The sequence below is a fragment of the Methylocapsa sp. S129 genome, assembly GCF_009765995.1.
GTDB lineage: Bacteria > Pseudomonadota > Alphaproteobacteria > Rhizobiales > Beijerinckiaceae > Roseiarcus.
In genome coordinates, this window is sequence record NZ_LMUI01000050.1 from 23,303 (window position 1) to 44,104 (window position 20,802).

At 62.3% G+C, this 20,802-nt stretch carries 19 protein-coding genes; 6 read left to right on the top strand and 13 right to left on the bottom strand.

Features of this window, described 5'->3' with window-relative positions:
* Positions 1-47: 47 nt before the first annotated feature.
* Genes GSQ90_RS27830 through GSQ90_RS27855 form a run of 6 tightly spaced genes read right to left on the bottom strand, consistent with a single transcriptional unit; the run spans position 48 to position 7,840 of the window.
* Entirely contained in the window at positions 48-1,178 is a 1,131-nt protein-coding gene (locus GSQ90_RS27830) for a M20/M25/M40 family metallo-hydrolase (protein ID WP_158818245.1), read from the bottom strand.
* Between the two features lie 54 nt (positions 1,179-1,232).
* Positions 1,233-2,687: an amidase gene (locus GSQ90_RS27835; RefSeq protein ID WP_158818246.1), complete on the bottom strand. Its 1,455-nt coding sequence runs from the start codon at positions 2,685-2,687 to the stop codon at positions 1,233-1,235.
* 37 nt (positions 2,688-2,724) lie between these two features.
* Entirely contained in the window at positions 2,725-4,353 is a 1,629-nt protein-coding gene (locus GSQ90_RS27840) for an ABC transporter ATP-binding protein (protein WP_158818247.1), read from the bottom strand.
* Positions 4,353-5,321, bottom strand: coding sequence for an ABC transporter permease (locus GSQ90_RS27845; RefSeq protein ID WP_158818248.1), 969 nt, complete (start codon positions 5,319-5,321; stop codon positions 4,353-4,355). The genes GSQ90_RS27840 and GSQ90_RS27845 overlap by 1 nt, the downstream gene beginning before the upstream one ends.
* Positions 5,322-5,338: 17 nt before the next feature.
* The gene (locus GSQ90_RS27850; protein WP_158818249.1) at positions 5,339-6,280 is read right to left on the bottom strand and encodes an ABC transporter permease; all 942 of its coding nucleotides are present in this window, start codon (positions 6,278-6,280) and stop codon (positions 5,339-5,341) included.
* Positions 6,281-6,307: 27 nt separating this feature from the next.
* Positions 6,308-7,840: an ABC transporter substrate-binding protein gene (locus tag GSQ90_RS27855; protein WP_371418464.1), complete on the bottom strand. Its 1,533-nt coding sequence runs from the start codon at positions 7,838-7,840 to the stop codon at positions 6,308-6,310.
* Between the two features lie 508 nt (positions 7,841-8,348).
* Between GSQ90_RS27855 and GSQ90_RS27860 the strand changes: the two genes are divergently transcribed.
* Together GSQ90_RS27860 and GSQ90_RS27865 are read left to right on the top strand one after the other, a co-directional pair.
* Positions 8,349-9,824 carry an amidase gene (locus GSQ90_RS27860; RefSeq protein WP_158818363.1) on the top strand — a complete coding sequence of 492 codons (1,476 nt, stop codon included), beginning with the start codon at positions 8,349-8,351 and terminating at the stop codon, positions 9,822-9,824.
* Positions 9,825-10,051: 227 nt separating this feature from the next.
* Complete coding sequence (locus GSQ90_RS27865) at positions 10,052-10,315, top strand: hypothetical protein (RefSeq protein WP_158818251.1); 264 nt, start codon at positions 10,052-10,054, stop codon at positions 10,313-10,315.
* A gap of 107 nt (positions 10,316-10,422) precedes the next feature.
* On the opposite strand, the gene GSQ90_RS27870 is transcribed toward GSQ90_RS27865, so the two are convergent.
* From GSQ90_RS27870 to GSQ90_RS27890, 5 genes are all read right to left on the bottom strand, one after another.
* Entirely contained in the window at positions 10,423-10,734 is a 312-nt protein-coding gene (locus GSQ90_RS27870; RefSeq protein WP_158818252.1) for a MocE family 2Fe-2S type ferredoxin, read from the bottom strand.
* Between the two features lie 76 nt (positions 10,735-10,810).
* Complete coding sequence (locus GSQ90_RS27875) at positions 10,811-11,629, bottom strand: ATP-binding cassette domain-containing protein (RefSeq protein ID WP_158818253.1); 819 nt, start codon at positions 11,627-11,629, stop codon at positions 10,811-10,813.
* Complete coding sequence (locus tag GSQ90_RS27880) at positions 11,626-12,678, bottom strand: ABC transporter permease (protein ID WP_158818364.1); 1,053 nt, start codon at positions 12,676-12,678, stop codon at positions 11,626-11,628. Before GSQ90_RS27880 ends, GSQ90_RS27875 begins: the two co-directional genes overlap by 4 nt.
* A 147-nt stretch (positions 12,679-12,825) precedes the next feature.
* A complete protein-coding gene (locus tag GSQ90_RS27885) occupies positions 12,826-13,812 on the bottom strand; it encodes a sugar ABC transporter substrate-binding protein (RefSeq protein ID WP_158818254.1) in 987 nt (328 codons plus the stop codon).
* Positions 13,813-13,865: 53 nt separating this feature from the next.
* A complete protein-coding gene (locus GSQ90_RS27890; RefSeq protein ID WP_158818255.1) occupies positions 13,866-14,912 on the bottom strand; it encodes a sterol desaturase family protein in 1,047 nt (348 codons plus the stop codon).
* A gap of 335 nt (positions 14,913-15,247) precedes the next feature.
* Between GSQ90_RS27890 and GSQ90_RS27895 the strand changes: the two genes are divergently transcribed.
* Entirely contained in the window at positions 15,248-16,276 is a 1,029-nt protein-coding gene (locus GSQ90_RS27895) for a LacI family DNA-binding transcriptional regulator (RefSeq protein ID WP_158818256.1), read from the top strand.
* A gap of 642 nt (positions 16,277-16,918) precedes the next feature.
* Positions 16,919-17,053 carry a hypothetical protein gene (locus tag GSQ90_RS32740; RefSeq protein WP_256366633.1) on the top strand — a complete coding sequence of 45 codons (135 nt, stop codon included), beginning with the start codon at positions 16,919-16,921 and terminating at the stop codon, positions 17,051-17,053.
* A gap of 83 nt (positions 17,054-17,136) precedes the next feature.
* On the opposite strand, the gene GSQ90_RS27900 is transcribed toward GSQ90_RS32740, so the two are convergent.
* Positions 17,137-17,703, bottom strand: a complete 567-nt coding sequence (locus GSQ90_RS27900; RefSeq protein ID WP_158818257.1) for a CAP domain-containing protein — start codon at positions 17,701-17,703, stop codon at positions 17,137-17,139.
* A gap of 178 nt (positions 17,704-17,881) precedes the next feature.
* Between GSQ90_RS27900 and GSQ90_RS27905 the strand changes: the two genes are divergently transcribed.
* Together GSQ90_RS27905 and GSQ90_RS27910 are read left to right on the top strand one after the other, a co-directional pair.
* A complete protein-coding gene (locus tag GSQ90_RS27905) occupies positions 17,882-18,151 on the top strand; it encodes a hypothetical protein (RefSeq protein ID WP_158818258.1) in 270 nt (89 codons plus the stop codon).
* Between the two features lie 181 nt (positions 18,152-18,332).
* Positions 18,333-19,088: a hypothetical protein gene (locus GSQ90_RS27910; RefSeq protein WP_158818259.1), complete on the top strand. Its 756-nt coding sequence runs from the start codon at positions 18,333-18,335 to the stop codon at positions 19,086-19,088.
* 27 nt (positions 19,089-19,115) lie between these two features.
* Here the strand turns inward: GSQ90_RS27910 and GSQ90_RS27915 are convergent, their stop codons facing one another.
* Positions 19,116-20,789, bottom strand: coding sequence for an MFS transporter (locus GSQ90_RS27915; protein ID WP_158818260.1), 1,674 nt, complete (start codon positions 20,787-20,789; stop codon positions 19,116-19,118).
* Positions 20,790-20,802: the final 13 nt, after the last annotated feature.

Sequence of the window (20,802 nt, forward strand, 5' to 3'; positions counted from 1 at the left end):
ATGCTCTCGCGTGGCCTCGGATTGGCGCCAACGGTTCTGTCTCCGCATCAATCGAGCGTGGTCAACAGGCCCGCCATCAGGCGAGCCCGCTCAACCAGACTGTCGATCTCAATATGTTCATTGAGCGTATGGGCGTCGGCCCCGCGCAGGCCAAGACCGTCGAGCGTCGCGATTCCCATGGCGCCGGTAAAATTTCCGTCAGAGCCGCCGCCGGCGCTGCCGTGGGTGATGTCGAAGCCGATCTCTTGCGCAATGGCGCGGGCTTTCTCGTATAAGGCGAGTGTCGCAGCATTTGGCTCCCAGACCGGCCGCGTCACGCCGCGGGTCACCATGAACGTCACCTCATCCTTAGTCCCGGCTAGGGCGAGCATCCGCTCGACGCCGCGATCGAGGTCGGCCTGCCGCTTCGCCATGCTCAGAGCCTCGCCGCGGCAGCTCGACGAGACGCAGTTCACCCATTGGCCGCCATGCACGATTCCGACACTGAACGTGCAATCCTCGCCTGTCATCCCGTCAATGACGAGAATCTGGCGCGCCATTTCGCGGATCGCCGAACGGCCGGCCGCCAATCTCGCACCTGCGTGACTAGGCTTGCCGGTCGCTTCCAGGTTGAACCGCGCGATCGCATAGCGGCCGGTCACAACGCCCACGTTCGCCAGCGCCGGCTCTGGCACCAACACATATCTGTTGCGGCTGGCTTCCGCCTCGATGATATCCCGCGTGCTGGGAGTGCCGACCTCTTCATCACTGGTGAAGAGTATGGTGATCGGCAGCGGCGTCTCCAGCGCGGCCCGGCGAATCTGCCGGATGGCCTCGAGCGAGGCGTAATTGCCGCCCTTCATGTCGATAATGCCGGGCCCGTAGCATTTGCCGCCCTCGCGCCGCCAGGGAAGCTTCTCCAATGTGCCGACGGGGTGAACCGTGTCCATGTGGCCGGCGATCAGAACGCCAGGCGCGTCCGAGCGCGGATGCGGAAAACGCGCACGCACGCATCCGCCAAATCCGCCGCGTCCGGCGATGCGCTCGATCCGGGCGCCGGCGATCGCCAGATCGCGCGCCGCGAGATCGAGCATCCGGTCGACGGCCGCGGCGTCCCATGTCGGGCTTTCGCATTCCACCCATGGCCGCAGACCCTCAAGCATCGCGTCCGTATCGAAGGGAAGACCCGCAAAACTCACGATCATGTTCCTCCACCTTGCGACGCCGCGCATGGTTCTGTCGCGCTGCCGTATTTAACCAGGGTCAGACATATTGGCGATGGCGGGCGCCCGCCGCAGCGCCTCTAGGTCTGGGCGCGGCCGACAGGTTCGTGGATCGCCGGCCAATTCGCGCTCCAATGCGGCGGCCGCCGCCAACACTTTCGCATCGCCGTTGCGCGGGCCGACGATTTGCAATCCGAACGGCATTCCCGCTTGGTCCAGACCGACAGGCAACGAGAGCGCCGGGTGCCCCACGACGGTCACCGCATAGGCGAGCGCCAGCCAATGGAAGTAGCTCGCAGTCGGTTTGCCGTCGATTTCCTTCGGATAAAGCTCCGACCACGGACGGGGGGAGATGGTGATCGCCGGGGACAGAATGACGTCATAATCTGAAAAGAATGCCTGCCAGCGCTGATAGATCGCGGTCTGCGTCACGAAAGCGCGGGCGACGTCGGCGGCCGAATAGCGCAACCCTTCCTCGATATTCGCATGCAGGTTCGGGCCGCATAGTTCGGGATAATCCCGGACTTTCGCGCTATGCGCGGCGAGCACGCCGACAGCCCTTAGCACCGCGAACGCTTCGTCGGCGCCGCTGCAATCGGGCGTCGCAATGTCGCATCGCCCGAAGAGATGACGGAACAGCGCGAGCTTGGCGCCAAACGTCGCACGGATTTCCCGCGCCGTCGGGGCAAAACCAAAATCCTCGGTAATGGCGACGCGCAGACCGGCGAGATCGCACTCTGCAACCATCGTCGTGCTAGTCCGACTCAACATATCCCGGCCGTCGTCGCCGGCCATGGCCCCAAGAAGAAGCGCAAGATCGGACACTGTGCGCGCCATAGGCCCAAGCACCGGAAGCCCGGATTCGCCGATGCTGCGCCTTTCGTTCGCGACCAATCCCGGCGTCGGCCGGAAGCCGACGACGCCGCAAAAAGCCGCCGGGTTGCGAAGCGAGCCGCCGGTGTCCGACCCCGTCGCCAGCGGCGCCATGCCGGTCGCCAGTGCAACGGCCGAGCCGCCCGACGAACCCGCGGCGGAGAGACGCGGGTTGAACGGATTGCCGGTTGGGCCGTAGACGAGATTGCGGGTATTCGCTCCAAGCCCGAATTCCGGGACATTGGTCTTCCCGAGCACGATAGCTCCCGCCGCGCGGGCGCGGGCCACCGCGCCCTGGTCGGTATCGGGAACGTGGTCACGAAATAATGGGCTTCCCCAGGTTGTGCGGAGACCCGCCGTTGGTTCGAGGTCTTTCACCCCGAGGGGCAAACCATGTAACGGCGGCAGCGCATCGCCTCTGGCAATCGCCTCGTCCGCCACGACCGCCGCCGCACGCGCGCGTGCAAAATCGCAGGCGACGATGGCATTCACGGCATGATTCACAGCTTCAATTCGGCCGATACAGCTTTCCAGCAACTCGGTTGGCGCAAGCTTCTTCGCCCCGATCAGCCGACGCGCGGCGACAGCGTCAAGATCGCAAGGTTCGGTCATATTCTCCATCCCTGAAGAAAAAACAGGCGCCCGGCGATCATGCGGCTGCCCCCGCCTGGGCAAAGGCGAAATGGCGCCCCGGCGCCGCATCAAGCAGCGCACGCGTATATTCGTGCTGAGGCGCGGTGAATATCTGCATCGCGCTGCCGTATTCGACCACCCTGCCTTTGCACATCACCGCCACGAGATCGCAGACCTGAGCCGCCACGCGCAAATCATGGGTGATGAACAGCACGGCGAGGTTGAGAGAGTGACGGATTTCTTCGAGCAGTCGCAGCACTTGCGCCTGCACCGACACGTCAAGCGCTGACACCGCCTCGTCGGCGATCAGCAATTCCGGCTCCATCGCCAACGCGCGCGCGATACAAATCCGCTGACGCTGGCCGCCGGAGAATTCGTGGGGATAGCGGTCCAGCGCCGAGGGTTCGAGTCGCAAGATGTCCAGCAGCTTACGGGCGCGCTGCATCGCCTCCTCGCGACCGATGCCATAGTTCATCGGCCCTTCGATGATCGAGGCCCCGACCGTGCGCCGCGGACTGAGCGAGCGATAGGGGTCCTGGAAAATCACCTGGACCTTGCGCCGCATTGCATGCAACTGATCGAGGCGCGCGCTGGCGAAGTCTTTGCCGCCAATCAGCACCCTGCCCTCGCTTGGGTCGATCAGGCGCGCGATGCAGCGGGCGACGGTCGACTTGCCCGAACCCGATTCGCCAACGATCCCCAACGTCTGGCCACGGCGGATCTCGATATTCACCTCGCTGGCCGCGGCGACCGAGCGCTTGCGGCCCAACAACGAAATGGTGTTGTACGATTTGGCGAGATCCACGGTTCTCAACGCGAACGGCTCGGTTTCGGCAATCGGCTGGCGCGCCGGGGGATCATGGGCGGGCACCGCGTCGATCAGCATCCGCGTATAAGCCTGTTGCGGGCGCATCAGCACTTCAGTCGCGCCGCCCATTTCGACCAAACTTCCGTGCTTGAGCACGATGACCCGGTCGGCGATTTCGGCCACGACGCCGAAATCATGCGTGATGAACAGCACCCCGGCTCCCTTGGTCTGTTGCATCTCCTTGATCAGCTTCAGGATTTGCGCCTGCGTCGTGACGTCAAGCGCGGTGGTCGGCTCATCGGCGATCAGCAGCGCCGGTTCCAGAATCAGCGCCATGGCGATCATCACGCGCTGGCGCTGGCCGCCCGACAATTGATGCGGAAACGACGTATACATCCGCTCGGGATCGGGCAGCCGCACCTGGCGGATCATCTCGAGAACTCTCGTCTTGCGCATGCTCGCCGACAGATCGGTGTGTTCGCGCAGCACTTCATCGATCTGCGCGCCGCAGCGCATCACCGGATTCAGCGCGGTCATCGGTTCCTGGAAGATCATCCCCATCCGCGTGCAGCGCAGCGCCCGCAATCGCGCCTCGCTCGCCCCGACCAGGTTTTCGCCTTGCAGCGCGATGCCGCCCGACTCGATCTCCAACGCCTTGGCCAGCAGGCCCATCACGGAAAACGAGATCACCGATTTGCCAGAACCCGATTCACCAACGAGGCAGACGACCTCGCCGGGACTCACAGTAAAACTGACATCATTCACCGCATAGGCGCGGTCACCGCCGGCAGGCAACCGAATCCTCAGGTTGCGGACATCGAGAACAGGAGCGTTCATCACAATTGCTTCGACATTCGAGGATCGATCGAATCCCTCAATCCGTCGCCGAGCATATTGATGGCCAATACTGTGACCGCCAGAAAAATGCCGGGGAACAGGATCATGTGCGGGTATATCTGGAATAGCGAACGTCCCTCCGCCATGATGTTGCCCCAGGTCGGCACGTCGCTGGGCATGCCCACTCCCAGAAAGCTGAGGATAGCTTCGAGCAGGATCGCCGAACCGCAGAGGAAGGTCGCCTGCACGATCAGCGGCGCAAATGTATTGGGCAACACATGACGCCAGAGGATCTTCGGCGTCGGCGTGCCGACCGAGATTGCCGCTTCGACATAAGGCTCCTCCCGGATCATCAACACGATCGATCGCACCAGACGCACGACCGTCGGCACCTGGGGGATCGTGATCGCGATAATCACGGTTGTCAGACTAGCGCCCGAAAGCGAGACCAGAGCGATCGCCAGCAGGATCGCAGGGATCGCCATCAGCCCATCCATGAAGCGCATTACAAGGCCGTCCAGCCATCGAAAGTAGCCGGCGACCACCCCCAAAGCCAGGCCGATCGCAACGCTAAGCGCGGCGACCGACACGCCAATAACCAGCGACACGCGCGCGCCGTAGAGGACCCGCGTATAGATGTCGCGACCCAAAGTGTCGGTGCCCATCAACGCCCTATATGCGACCTTGTTGCCGTCATCGTCGCGAATCGTGGTTTCGTAACCAGGGGTCTTGTTGCGCGCCGCTGGGTTGATGCCGTCCGGATCCCAAGCGCTGAGCAGCGGCGCGCCGACGCCCATCAATACGATCACCGCGATCAGCGCGGCGCCGATCTGTGCGCTAACGTTCCTGCGGACGCGCGACCACACGCCGAGATTGCGCTGGACTGGCGGCAACCCTTCGGTCGGCGCCACAGGGTCTTCCGCCGCCGAGTCGGAGGACGAAGGCTCGTGGACAATAGCAGAGCTCACCGCGTCACTCCGAGGGTTCAATACCGGATCCGGGGATCGAGGACCAGGTACAGCAAATCGATAGTCAGGTTAATCACGACATAGGTGAGTGAAAACAGCAGAACCACCGCTTGAACCGTCGGATAGTCGCGCGCCAATACCGCGTCGACGGTCAGACGACCCAAGCCGGGAATATTGAAAACACTCTCCGTCACGACGACCCCGCTGATCAGCAATGCGATGCTGACGCCGATCACTGTGACGATCGGCACGGCGGCGTTACGCAACGCATGGCGCACGAGGACCTTCATCGACGACAAACCCTTGGAGCGCGCGGTGCGAACGTAATCCTCGTTGAGCACCTCCAGCACGCTGGTGCGCGTCATCCGCGCCAGAAGCGCGATATAGACGATCGAAAGCGTAATCGACGGCAGTATGAGCCGGTAGATGAATCCGCCAAACCCATCCGATAGCCTTTGGTAGCCCTGTACGGGAAACCAACCCAGTTTGACCGAAAAGACATAGATCAAGAGATAGCCGATCACGAAAACCGGCGCCGAGAAGCCGAGCACCGAGAATCCCATCACGACACGGTCGACCCACGAGCCCTGTCGGTAGGCGGCCAACGCGCCGAGCGGCACCGATATCACGGTGGCGAGGATGATCGTCAGCACAGCCAGAGCCAACGTCGGCTCCAGACGATCGACGATCAGCGAAGCGACCGTTTTCTTGTAGAAGAACGATTCGCCGAAGTCGCCCACGACCATTTTGCCGGCCCAGATGAAAAACTGGGCGGCGATCGGCTGATCCAGGCCGAGTTGCGAACGAATTTGCGCGATGTCTTCGCTCGAGGCCGAGTTGCCGGCGATCACCGCCGCGGGGTCGCCGGGAGTCAGCCGCAACATCAAGAACACCAGCACGCCGACGATCAAAACCACCGGCACGATCGCGGCAATCCGCCGGCACAAGTACATCAGCATGATGACGTCCTCAGCCGCGCGTTCCGTTCAGCCGCCTGCCTTTTCGACGTTCCAGAAGACGGCGACCGGCGCCGCGATCACGCCGGTGATAGTCTTGCGCATCGCATAGGGTTGGTACCATTGACCGATATTGATGTAGGTCGGATATTCGGCCTCCCGAACCTGCACCGCATCGACGATCGCCTTCTGCTTGGCCGGATCAATCTCACGCGCGAAATCAGCGCGCAGTTTTTCGAGTTCCGGGTCGCAGGGCCAGCCGAACGGCGCCTTATCGCAACTGGCGTTCACGAAAGCTGAACTGACCGGGTTCAAAATATCGGCCGCCACCCAACTCGTGAGCATCGCATTCCAGCCCCCTTTGTCTGGCGCATCCTTCTTCGTGCGCCGGGCCACCACCGTCTGCCAGTCCATCGACTGCATGTCGACCTTCATGCCGATTTTTTCCATTAACGACTTCGCCACAGGCGCCAGATTGGTCAACGTCCCCAAATCGGTCGATTGCAGCAACACCACGGGCTCGCCGTCGTAGCCGCCTTCCTTGAGCAACTCGCGCGCCTTCTTGAAATTCGACTCAAGCTTGTCCGTCATGCCAGCGTCCGAAGCGAACGGCATGCCGCACACAAAGAGGGCCTTGCATTCCTTGTAATAAGTGGGATCGCCGATCGTCGCCTTCAGGAAGTCCTCCTGATTGAAGGCGTAAAGCAGCGCCTGGCGAATTTTTGGATTGTCGAACGGCTTGTGCAGAACGTTGAAGCGAAAGGCGTACTGATAGCCCAAGGGATTGCCGTCGACCAGCTTGAGGTCTGGGCTTTTTGTGATCTCCGGCAGCAGATCGATCGACGGCTGCTCGATGAAGTCGATTTCGCCAGCCTTGAGCGCGTTGACCGCAGTCTGCTGGTCGGTCATCACGATCCATTCAACCCGGTCAAGCTTGACGACCTTGCCCCCAGCCATCGCGGAGGGCGGCTCCGACCGCGGTTTATATTTGTCGAACTTCACGAAGACAGCCTTCACGCCAGGCTTCCATTCATCCGTCTTGAATACGAACGGGCCGGAACCGATGTAATCCTTGATCTGTTCGTTCGGCGGCGTGTCGGCGACTCGTTTGGGCATGATGAAGGCGGGATTTGACGAAGGCTTGCCGAGACCTTGCAGCATGAGACCGGTGGCTGCGTTGAGGCTGATGGTAAAGGTCTTGGCGTCGACGACTTTCATCTCTTTGACGAAGGTCATCAGCATCTGGCCAACCGCGTCCCTCGCGCCCCAACGCTTGATCGAGGCGATGCAGTCTTCCGAAGTCACAGGCGCGCCGTCATGGAACAGCAACCCATCGCGCAACGTGAAAGTCCACGTCAGATTATCGGCGCTCACCGAATAGGTGTCGACCATCTGCGGCTTGATGTCGCCCTTCGCATCCATCGCGAACAGCGTATCGTAGACCATGTATCCATAGTTGCGAACGATATAGGCCGTGGTCCAGATCGGATCGAGAATCTTCAAGTCGGACTGCATCACGGCGTGCAAAGTTGTCTGCGCGTTGGCGAGCGCGGGAGCAGCCAAGCAAATGGCCGCCGCTAACAAAACGGTTGCACGTTTGCGCGTGGATTCTAAGAGCATTGACTCTCCCCTTTCACCTGCGACGCCCGCGAACAAATTCACATTCATTTGAGTGGCCACAAGCGATGGACAGCACGCATTTGCGCCCCAAGATCGAGCAACATCGAGTCAGCCGCGTTCCGGCTGAGGCGATGCGAGCCTGCAACGCCGGCCAGTTAGCAGCGCCCGCAGCGCTATGCGAGTTTCATGCCAGTTTCCAACTCATTGCCAGCCCACGGCCGGAGGCGATTCGCTTCGATGACTTCGTCGCCCGCCCCTTTGCGATTTATCGATTTGAAAGTCCTCGGACTCGGCCTTGCGAAAGCGACGATTTGCCGCAATGCAATGTAACCCGACACCTGTCACCGCGTCTCCGCTGAAGCGATGGCGTCCAAACCGAACACCCGGCCTTGAATCACCTCGGGTTGTTCATCTAGGCTCCACGCATAATCTGAAAGTGAGCGACGCGAATATGAAATTGGCGATGAGCTGGGACGAGTGGGCCGATCACGACGCCGTAGCGCTGGCTACCCGCGTCCGAAAGGGAGAGGTGACACCCGCCGAGCTGGCGGCCCAGGCCGCCGCCGGCATCGCCAGGATCAATCCAGCCCTCAGCGCCGTTGTCGAGGTGTTTGACGATGTAGTGGACGACCCGTTGAAGGATGGGATGAACGCCGGCGGCGCCTTCGCCGGCGTTCCCTACCTCATGAAAGATCTCGGCCCGACCCTGCAGGGGCGCCTACAGGAGATGGGTTCGCTGCTCATGCGGGGCAACCGCGCCAAGGCGGACAGCCACCTCACTGGCAGGATCCGCCAGGCCGGGCTGAACATCGTTGGGCGCACCACCACGCCGGAATTCGGCGTCTGCAGTTCGGCCGAGAACCCGGCGGTCTATATCACGCGCAACCCCTGGGACTTGGACTACACGACATGCGGCTCTTCCGCCGGCACGGCGGCGATAGTAGCGGCCGGCGCCCTCCCCATCTCGCACGCCACCGACGGTGGCGGCTCCATTCGCATCCCCGCCGGGGTGAACGGCAATATCGGCCTCAAAGTGTCGCGCGGCGTGTTCTCCATCGCGCCGAACGCGTCGGACCTGACGGGACTTGTCTCGATCCAGGGCTGCCACACCCGCACCGTGCGCGACACGGCGGCCTTCGTCGATAGCTGCCGTGGCGGAGCGCCGGGCGAGTTCATGCCCTATTGGCTGCCGGCCGAGCCGTACTCCGATCTCATCCAGCGCGATCCGGGCCGCCTTCGCATCGCGCTGTCGCACGAGTGGGGCGACTACCGCGCCACGCCGCAAATCGTGGCGGAGTTGGAGCGGGTCGGCCGCTTCCTCGAAGGTTTGGGCCATCACGTCGATTGGGCGCTCCCCGCAGTGGATTTTCGTGTCGCCTTTGCCGCCCAGACGACCTGCTACATCAGCAATTTCGCACAGACCATCGCCAACTTGCTCGTCCAGCTAGGACTCGACCGGCCGCCCGTCGATTTGGTCGAGCCTGTGAACGTCAAGATCTGGGAAGCTGGCCTAAACGCCTCCTATGCGGAGCGGGCGCGGATGCAGGCGGTGTTCAATACGACGTCCCGCGCCTTCGGGGCCTTCTTCGAGGATTGGGACATCATCCTGACCCCGATCACGGCGCTCCCCACCCCGAAGATCGGCGCTACGGAATATCTGACGACCAGCGACAATCCGTCGGTGCTCGACTGGTTCGGCAATCTCTGGCGCAATTTCGCCTATACGCCGCTTGCCAATCTCTGCGGCATCCCGGCCATTTCCTTGCCGCTCGCCGAACAGGAGAACGGATTGCCGCTGGGCATCCAGGCGCAGGCGCGCCAGGCCAATGATGGGCTGCTGCTACAATTGGGCGCCCAGATTGAGCGTGCGATCGACGGTCGGTGGAACGCCGGACGGCTGCCGCGCGTGCATGTCACCGCCGATTGACGCGCAATTGCGGGCGCCCGCGAGGGTCTCATCATGAAGAATTCAAATAGCGACGAATCGCGGCGCGTCAATTCGTGGTCTGGGGCTTCATCGAGCGTAGCCATGCTAGCATTAGTCCGACTAATCAATAATTTAGAGGATTATGCCGGGATTCCGATGGTCATCGACGAGCGATAGATTTATGACTGATTCTGGGGGCCAAGACGACAAAATGCGGGAGGTCAAAGATGTCCATATCAACTCATCAAACGCCCGCCGGAGGCGCCCCTTCGGCAGCATTTATCCCAGAGGCGGGGCACTTCTATCGCTTCTATTCGATCGACGTTGGCGGCCGTATCGCGCTCGCGGAAGACCACGAGTGTGAGAGCGACGGCGCGGCGATTGCGCTCGCGAAAAAGCTTCTTTCGGAGAAAACCTGCCCGACAATCGAGGTCTGGCTCCATAAGTCGCGCATCGGCGTCATAGAGAGCCGTTCGTGGCGCGGCGCCTGACAAAAAAGCCCGCTCGAATCTGAGCGGGCTTTTCACTCTTACGGCTTGGGCGTCGTGGTCGGCTCAGGCGGCGGCGCGGGCGGTAGGCGCAAGGGGCCGGCTCATGCTCATATCTCGACAAACACGCGTTTGTTTCCGACGCGCACGGGATAGGTTCTGAGGTTTACGCAGACGGGCGCGCCCTTCGCCTCGCCGGTCTTGTAGTTGAAGCGGCCATTGTGCTTGGGACATTCGATGATGTCGTCCATCACGAGGCCGTCGGCCAGATGCACCTTTTCATGCGTGCACAAGCCGTCCGTTGCGAAGAATTCGTCGTCCGGGCTGCGGTAAATGGCGAATGTCCTGCCGCCATGATCAAACCGGATCGCCTCTTCGTTTTCTATGTCATCCGCCGAATAGGCGTCAACCCACTGCGCCATCTGCACCACCCCGGTGAATTCGAATTTCGAGAACGGCGCCGGCGGAATTTCTCACCCTTGCCTTGAGGCGCCGCGGTCATCCCCCGACGCGCGGCGGATGACCTTCGTGTTTTGTCATGTAGCTCTCGATTTCGGCCTCGAGCTCGGCCATCTGCTCGCCGCCAGCCATCAGATCGGTGATCTCTTCGCGGCTCTTCTCTCCCTTGCGGAAGTCGGCGGCCTTCGAGCCACGGATCGGGACGGCGAAATGGTCGCCCACCGTCAGGGCATGGACGACATTGTGGGTGATGAAGATAACGGCGATGCCTTTCTGACGCGCTTGCAGGACGATGCGCAGAACATGCGCCGCCTCCTTGACGCCGAGCGCGGCGGTCGGTTCGTCCAGGATCAGCACGCTCGCGCCGAAATGGACGGCGCGGGCGATCGCCAGGGCCTGGCGTTCGCCCCCCGACAGGCCGCCGACGAGGCGGTTGCCGTCGTCGATGCGCGTGATCCCGAGTTGCCGCATTTCTCTGACGGCGATCTCATTGGCCCGCTTGCGGTCGAAGATGACGAGCGGCCCCCAGCGCTTTGTCGGCTCGGCCCCGACGAAGAACGAGCGTCCGATGCTCATGAGCTGAAATGTTCCGCCAAATTGGTGGACCGTTGCGATCCCGTGGTCGCTGGCGTCGCGGGGACTGTCGAATGAGACGGGCTTGCCGTCCATCTCCATGACGCCGGACGTCGCTTTGTGGACGCCGGAGAGAATCTTGATGAGCGTGGACTTGCCCGCGCCATTGTCGCCGAGCAGGCATAGCACCTCGCCGCGGTTCACGTCGAGCGAAATGTCGCGCAGCACGTCGATCGGACCGAACGACTTATTGATTCCTGTCAATTTGAGGAGGGGAATGGTCATGAGCGCGTCCTCGTTTTCGTACGTGCGGCGTAGGTCAGCGCCATGTTGCGGAACGTGTTGTTCATGACGACGGCCAGAAGCAGCAGGATGCCGATGATCAGGCTGGCCCAATTGGCGTTGAAGCCCGTGTAGAATATGCCTTGGTTGACGACGGAGAACGTCACGGTGCCCAGCACGATGCCGACCACCGATCCGTATCCGCCCGTGAGCAGCACGCCGCCGACGACGACGGCGATGATCGAGTTGAAGATGAAGGACTGCCCCGCGGCCACTTGCGCGCTGTTGTAGAGGATCGCCTGCGACAGGCCGACGAAAGCGGCGCACAGGCCGCTGCCCATGTAGAGCGCGATCGTCAGTCGGTCCGTCGGGATGCCCGCGTTGCGGGCGCTCACGCTATCCCCGCCAACGGCCAGGATCCAATTGCCGTAGCGGGAGAGATTCAGGATGTAGCCGACGATCGCCACGATGGCGATCCACCAGAAGAGCGTCACTTCGAACTTGCCGCCGATATAGTCGCCCAAAAGCAGCTTGGCGATGGGCCCGCTCTTGAGCGCAACGCTCGTGCTTCCCGTCAGAATGATGGAAAGGCCAAGCGTGAGACCCGCCAACGCGAATAGCGTCGCCAATGTGACCACGAAGGATGGCACCCTGGTCCGGATCACCAGGAGACCGTTGACGAAGCCGACGACGAGGCCGAGGCCGAGAGAGGCGAGGACTCCGACGATGATCGGGGCATGGAAGTGGCCGGAGATGATGGCGACCGTCATGGAGCTGGCGGGCACCATCGAGCCGACGGAGAGATCGAGCTGCCCGGCGATCATCAGCAGCCCAACCGGAAGCGCAATGATCCCGAGTTCGGCGGCGACATTGAGCCAGCTCGCGGCACCGCCGACGGACAGAAAATCCTCGCCGCCGAAGATCGAGAAAAAGACGAAGACGGCGATCAGGCCGATGACCGAGCCCATCTCCGGCCGACGCACGAGGCTGCCGAACGAGGGCCATTGCGAGCGCGAGGCGAGCGGCGCGATCGCGGCCTCGGAGGGCTGCATGGCTGTTTCGGATTTCATGGACATGGCCCCCGAGTCTTATGGCCTGAATAGGGAACGGTTCGCGCCGAGGTCCGATGGCTGACGGCCGCGATGGGGAAAGTCCGGCCCAGGGATGCTCTCTCGGGCCGGACGGTCAGTTTGCGGCGCTTAGCGGGCGCCCGCCGCGGCGCCGGGGATCGTCGCGTCCGCGTTTGCCGCGTCGACGATCCCCGGTCCGGTCAGCACCGGTTTCGTTGGAAGGTCGAGGCCATAGGCGACGAAGCCGTTCAGCAGAGACACGGCAAGGTAGCCTTGCAAGTAGGGCTGCTGATCGATCGCGAACAATTGCTTGCCATCCTTGATGCGGTTCAGGCCGGTTTCGTCCATATCGAACGAAGCGAGCTTGACCTTGTCGCCGACGCCGGCCTGCGCAATGGCGTTGGCGGCGCTGTTGGCGTCACCGGCGCTGATGGTGATGGCGCCGTCAATGGTTTTGTCTTTCAATAGAGCGGCCTTGATGGCCTCGGCGACCGCGGTCGGGTTGCCGAAGCTTGAAGAAGGCAGCGGCAGTTGGCTTGATTTGCCGCCGTTCTTGCCCATGGCGTCGGCGATGCCCTTGCAGCGGTCTTCGGTGTTGGTGGCGCCCGGCAGTGTGTTGATGCAGAGCACGTTCTTGGCGCCGTGGCTGCCGTAATATTGGCCGCCGCCAAGGCCAGCCGCGTATTCTTCGTTACCGACATAGTTCATGGCGCCCAGCCGCTTGGCCGCATCCATCCCGCCGGAATTATAGATGATCAGCGGAACATGCGCGGCGACAACCTCTTTGAAAGCATCATCCATCGCCTCGGGGACCCAGTCCGGGCCAACGATGGCGTCGGGATGTTGGCTGAGCGCGGCCCGGATGAGCTTGGCTGCGTCCGGGCCCAAATTATCGTAGGTCTGCGGACCGAGCCAGATCACCGAGCCGCCCGACGCCTTAACAATCAGGCCGGCTTCGTCGGCGCCCTTCTTGACCTTCGACCAGAACGGGTCGTCCGCCTTGCCTCCGATAACGAAGATTTTGGCGCCATGGGTCTGCGCCATTGCGACGTTAAAGCTTGTCGCCATCAGCGCGACCGTGGCTATCGCCCTCGCGAAATCCTTCATGCATTTCATTTTTGTCTCCTCTCCCCAGTTGCGGTCCTCTGACCGATTTATTGAATTGACCGTCAGCTTGTTGTTGACGAAGTCGGCGCACCTCCCTCGGCGGCGGCCTTGGCGTTGAGACGCGCCCGCTTTTGCTCGAACCGCGCCTGCATCAGCGCGTCGCCTTCCTTCGTACCGTCGTGCAAGGTGCCGAACCAGCGATCGAGCGGGAGCACGCCGTCGCCGCCATAGTTCACTTCGAAATATTTGTGGTGCAGGTAGTGCGCCCAGGCGTGGCTATCGAGCGCCGACTCTTCCGTGAGTTCGAGCCTGTCGAATCCGATATGGCCGTTCAGCGCGCCAAACCCGGCGACATGGAGCTGGAACAGAGCCACGATGGGATTGGAGGGGATGATGAGATGCCATAGCGCGACGGCGTGATAGAGGAACGCCTCGATTGGATGCATCGACAGCGAGGACCAGGGCGAGGGATTGATCGAGTTGTGGTGGACCGAGTGAACCCACCGATAGAGCGGCGCCCAGTGCATCGCGCGATGGATGAAGAAGAAATGCGCCTCATGGATCGCCGGAGCGATCAGCACGAGTGCGGCGAGATACACCGGATGATCCGACCATTTCAGCCAGGGCGCAAACCCGTTGGCGAAAGCCCAAAGTATGAAAACTTCGACCGCGGTCCATAGCGGTATCGAGATGAGATAGCTGCGCAGAAAATTATCGATGTTCTGGCTCTTGAACCAGAAGACGTCGGACGGGTGATCGGCAGGAAACCTGGCGTTGAATTTGAAGCGCGCGCCTTGCTTGCGCTTGACGTAGTAGAACAGCTCGACGGACCCATAGAGGACGAAGATCGCCGCTGCGTTCACGGCATAGAGCCACAGCGCCCAGCCCCAACTTATCGCCTTCATCGTCTCGACGTCGGGCACGACGAACCGCCAATAGGCGAGCGCGGTCGCCATGTGGAAGGCGTTCCACGGCCAGATGTAGCCGGGGATCCAGGCGATGATCTTCGTGAGACGGGGCGGCCACGCCCACAAAGGCGCGATCTCCACTCTGGCGCTTGGCGTATAGTCGCCTCGCTTGTTGCGGGCGCCGAATTTAAGGTCGTCCATGTCAAGCCTCCGCCAATCTGGATGGCGTTTTCTGTGCATCTCGGAGGGAATTCAGGTTCCGTGCGCCGCGGCGGGCCGGGCGTGAAGACGCGCCCGCCCTGCGCGAAACCAGCCATGCCGGCGGTTCGCTTGCTCGCGCTGCAAAGCTTGGAAGTCCTGAGCTTTCCTCCGTCAGCCTCCGGTCGAAGCTCTTCGCCGGACGCCCTGCAATCTGCGGTGAGATAATCGGCTTGACCTGAATCAAATCAAGTGCAGAAATCGGTTATGGAATAATTCGTCTCATCGATGTCAATTGTGACTGCGGATATGAAATAAAATGAGATAATTAAAATCCTATGGCCCGTCCCACCATCAACGATCTCGCCAAAGCCGCCGGTGTATCCGTTTCCACGGTCAATCGGATCGTCGGCGGTGTCGGCAGCGTACGTCAGGCCACGATGCGGCGCGTCAGGGACGCCGCCGCCGAGATCGGTTTCTATGGGCTCGGCTCGATTGAGAACCGTCTGGGCGCGGCGCGTCCCAAATATCGCTTCGGGGTGCTCCTTCAGCAGCCGACGCGGACCTTCTACCAGAACCTCGCCCAAGCCTTGCGATCGGCGGCGGAACGATTGACCGACTGCGACGTCGATCTTCAGATCGAATTTCTCGAAGAGCTTTCGCCCCAGAACATTGCAGCGCGGATGCTCGCGCTCGGCGAAAAATGCGCCGCGATCGGCGTCGTCGCCGCCGTTCATCCTCTCGTCACGCAGGCCGTGGAAACCCTTCAACAGCGCGGCATTCCCGTCTTCGCCCTCATTTCGCAACTCGCCGCCACGGGCAACGTGCATTACGTCGGTCTCGACAATTGGAAGGTCGGGCGAACCGCGGCCTGGGCGGTCGAGCGCATCTGCGCGGCGCCGGGCAAGCTCGGCATTCTGGTCGGAAACCATCGCTATCGCTGTCAGGAAATGAACGAGAGCGGCTTTCGCTCCTACTTTCGCGAATACGCGCCGGCGTTCACGCTGCTGGAGCCGCTGACGACCTTCGAGTCGAGCGCCGTCGCCGAGGAGATGACGGAGCGGCTATTGCGCGAGAACCCCGATCTTGCCGGCCTCTACGTCGCCGGCGGCGGAATCAGCGGCGCGCTCGCGGCGCTTCGCGCGAGCGACAGGGCCGGAAAAATCGTCGTCGTCGGATATCAATTGATGGACAACACCCGGGCCGCCCTGCTCGACGGAACGCTGACGCTGGTCATCTCGCACCCGCTGACCCACCTGTCCGACGAATTGGTGCAGGGCATGATCAGTGCCTCCAACGACAGATCCAAGGGTCGAACTTACACTTGCGTTCTGCCTTTCGACATTTACACACGCGAGAACATCTAGCCGATCCGCAATCCGATGGCCGCAGCCGCCTCGTTGGGCGCCGCCGGAGAGCCGGTCGAATGAAACTTAGGCCGCCCAGCGCTCGTATAGGATGAAGCGGCAACCGGAGGGTCGGGACATGGCGCGTAGCATTCTTAGGTTTGGCGCATTGATCGTCGCTCTCGGAATCAGCCTAGCGGGCTGCATGCCGACGGAAACCTCGAACCCTTATCAAGCTCAATATCTCTCATTCCGGACCATGTGCCAGCAAGGCACGCACGCGATATCCAGGATGAGAGGAAGCGGCTACAGGTGCGTTCTCGATTAGAGCGCCCTTTTTAGCCTGACGCGCATCCTGCATTGACGAGGCGTCCAGACCGTAAGCGAGCCTCAGCCAACGCCGGACCTTATGGAGACTCCTATGTTCGTGGCCATCGCGCTTTCCACCATCGCCGCCATTGTCGCCGTCTTGGCCATTGCGCTTTGGTGCGACGCACGGGAAGCTTTACGGTAACCTGCGGACGCCGCCGCTCCCTACACGGAAGGGTCCGCCCGCACGGAGAACCGACGCGCCTGAATATCGAGCGATTCGGCGCCATTTGCCGGTTTCACGGCCATTTGCCTCCCGCGATTCATGCCTCGCCACGATGGGCGCATCAAGCAGTGCTGGATGGTCGCCGGCTGGCGAGGATGGTGCGCGATGCGCCGCTGGCTGAGGATTGGACGCAGGAAGCGCTGTTGGCCGCCATCGAACCTTGGCTCGTGACAGGCTTGCGTAAAAACCTGGCGCCTGACTGATGGCGGCCGCTAAGCGCAAGGCCCCGGATCCTTTGCGCCGCCCCGCCGCGGTTTATCCTCGGATGCCGATGGGCGCCCTCGGATCACTGAGACGCCGCGACTGAGGCCGAATTCGACAGGAGCGACGCCGGTCCGCCCGACGGGTCTTCGGGTGCGGCCGCCACTTCCATCGCCCAATAGACCCGCAAGCGGGTGCGGGCGTCCTTTGCGATGGCGATGCCAAAGCGCGTCGCCTGCGGCATCAGAAGATTGGCGTTGTGCTCGGGCGAATTGCGCCAGCCGGTGAACGCCGATTCGGTGGAATAATATCCGCCGCCGATATTCTCAGCCGACCGCGGCGTGTCGATGCGCGCGGCCTCGATCCGTGCGGAGAAACTCCCGGCGACATCGTGTGAGAGCGCGTTGGCGGCGACCATGGCATCGGCCTGGCGCTGCGCCATCGCCGTCAGCGCCGCATCGAGCCACACCGGGCCAAGGCCATGGCTCGCCCGGTAGGCCGTCAGCATCGCGGTCGCCGCAGCTGGATCGACATGAACGCTGGCGACCGCGCGCAGCGTCTGCGGATCGATCGGACCTGTCCGCAGCGGCTCCCCGCCGCAACCTGCGAGAGCCAGCGCCGCCACCAGCGTGGCTGTCCTTCCAAAATGCATCCTCAGCCTCACGTCTCGAACGCCCTCTCCAGCCTATTCAGTCTATCGCAAATCGAAACGGAATACCCGATTTGTCGATCGTCGCCATGAACTTGACGGGAACAGCGGCCCATTGCGGACCGTAAGCCTGTCGGATTGGCGGCATAGCGCGTCGCTTCACGCCAACAAGGAGAAAACCATGTCGATGCTCAATCTCACAAACTGTTCCCTCGCGGCGCTCGCCGGCGCCACGATGCTGGCGCTCTCGATGAGCCCGGCGTCCGCCTTCACCCTTTCCGGGCCGTCTCTGGGCGAACCGGTCGCTTCGGCCGAGATCGAAAAAGTATGGTGGGATCGTTGGGGGAACTGGCATCGGAACCATCATCGCGTTGACGATCCGAGCAATGGCTCCGACGGAGATCGGCGTTGCTGGGCGCGCTTCAACGGCGAGGTCCATTGTCGCCCCTGACGCCTGCGCGTCATAGCAAAACGACCGCCGGCTCAGAGCCCGGCGGTCGTGTCCTCGCGCGCAGGTCTTGTGCCGCGACATTTCCTCGACAAACGTGGCGGCCGCGCCAAAGCGATCTCGCTTGGCGCCGCGAGATAGCCTATGCTCGTTTTCCCGCCATAGGCCTCACGAGAAAACGTCCATGCTCTCCCTTGCCGTCGCGATCGGCGTCGCCGTCCTGATGTTCGCAAGCGGCGTCGCGGGACTGTTCCTGCAGAAGCGTCTCGCCGAGCATCATACGTCGGATCGCTCGCGCGACATGATCGGCGGCGTCGTCGGGCTTCTCACTTTGCTGCTGGCGCTGGTCCTCGGTCTGCTCATCTGGACCGCCTATGGCGTCTTCACGACGCAACAGAATGAACTGAACCTTTTGTCGGCGCGCGCGCTCGAATACAATCTCGAACTGACGCAATATGGGCCCGAAGCCAACAAGGGGCGCGACCTGCTGAGAACCGATCTCGTTTGGGCGCACGAGCAGTTCTGGGGGGACGAAGACGCGAAGGCGGAGGCTTATAACGCCTCCTACGCCAATATGGGCTCGGTGAGTAGCTTTCTCGGCGCTCTCCATCCAACGACAGACGTTCAGAAACAATTACTGGGGGCGGCCGGACAGCACTATGCGTCGATTGGAGAGACCCGGTTGCTGATGTCGCTGCAATTGACCAATCCGATATCCTGGCCGCTCATCATCACCGTAACGGTGTGGTCGTTCTTTTTGTTTTGCGGCTTTGGAATGCTGTCGCGCCTCAACGCGACGACGCTGACCGCGCTGGCGCTCGGCGCCTGTTCGGTCGCCAGCGCGATCTTCCTGATCCTCGAACTCAGCCAGCCCTATACGAGCATGATCCGCATCTCGCCGGCCGTGCTTGAACAGGTGATCGTGGAGCTGGGCAAGTAGCAGCGCAAGCGGCGGCGTCGACAGGCGCTACGCCGAGGGCGTTACAGGCGCGGCGAGGATTTCGGACGCCAGCTTCCTGTCCGCGCGGCGGGTCGCCTCGGGGGCGACCAGAAGCGTGACATGCGCCGGCTCTTTCAGCAGCCGGCGAACCTGTTCTTCGAGCATGCGATCGGCGTTGGTGACCCGTTCGCGCGCATGCATCAGTTCCAGCCATGATTGGATCAGGAAGGTCTCGAGAAACCGCCCTCTGTCGGCGGCGTCCTCAAAAACATTCCATGCATAGGCGCCATCGCGCTTTCGCTCCTGGCCCAGTTCATCGAGAACGCTGAGGAATTCATCGCGGTTTTGCGATTCGAGGCGATATTCAATGGTCACAAGGACCGGCCCCCGGTCATCGTCAACTCTCTGCGTGCCCGGGGGCGCCTGCCAATGCAAGGAAGGGGTCAGATCGATCTCGGCGGCGGTCTGAAGTTTCCAGCGCCACGTCAAAGGAATGGCCAATAAGGCGCCGGCGGCCGCCGCAAAATGCGCAATCTGCAGCCCCTCCAAGCCGGCGATATGCCCCCATGCCGCGCTGCCAACCGTCATCGCGCCATAGACGACAGTCAGCAATATGGCGAGCCCGCGCGCGCGCACCCAATCGGGCAAGGCGACCTGGGCCGACACATAAAGGCTCGCCAGCACGATCGTCCATGAAGCGCCAGCGACAAGGCACGCGCAGAGCGCGGTGATCGGATCGCGGGCGAGGCCAAACAGTACGAGCGCGAACGCGGTGGCGAGCGTGCCCGACGCGACGACGCGATCGGGCCCGAGCTTGGCCTTCAGCCAATTCAGCGCGATCGAGCCGCCGATGGCGCCTGCGCCAATCGCTCCCAGCAGGAGGCCATAAAACTCCGGCCCCTCGATCATCTGCCGGCGCGCGACGAGCGGCAGCAGCGCCCAATAAGCGGCGGCGAAGGGAAAGAACGCCAGCGCCCGCATGAATGTCGCGCGCAGATGGCCGCTATTGGCCGCATAGCGCAGACCGGTGCGGACGGCGCTGGTCAAACGCTCCGCCGGCAGGCTCCCCGCGCTCTTTTGCGGCGAGCGCCACCAAAGCAACGCCGCGATCATCGCGAGATCGCCGAGGCAAGCGATCCAGAAGGGCGCGGCGACTCCCAATCCGGCAATGGCGAGGCCGCCGAGCGCTGGTCCCACCGCGCGGGCGATATTGTAGCCGACGCTATTGGCGGCCGAGGCGGCGTCCAATTCTGGCCTGGTCACGAGGAACGGCGTGATCGACAACCACGCCGGCGCCGTCAGCGACAAGCCCGCACTCAGCAAGAAGGTCGTCGCCAACAAGGAAGTTGGCGTGGCCAGGCCTAACGAAACCACCGTCGCAAAAACCGCGGTCAGGATCGCGATGGCGATCTCGACGATAATGAGAAATCGCCTGGAATCAATGACATCGGCGAGCGCGCCCGCCGGCAGGACGAACAGAAAAATTGGCAGGCGGGAGGCCGCTTGAACCAGCGATACCGCCATCGGATCGGCGTTGAGGCTCGTCATCAACCAAGCCGAACCGGTATCGAACATCGCGGTGCCGATATTCGAGACGATGCTCGCAGTCCATATGATAGTGAAGGCGGCGTGGCCGAACGCCCCCCATCGTGAGGGCGCCAGCTCCGCCGGCGTCGCGGAGAGATTCTGGTCGTCGCTCAAATCAATCTCCCCG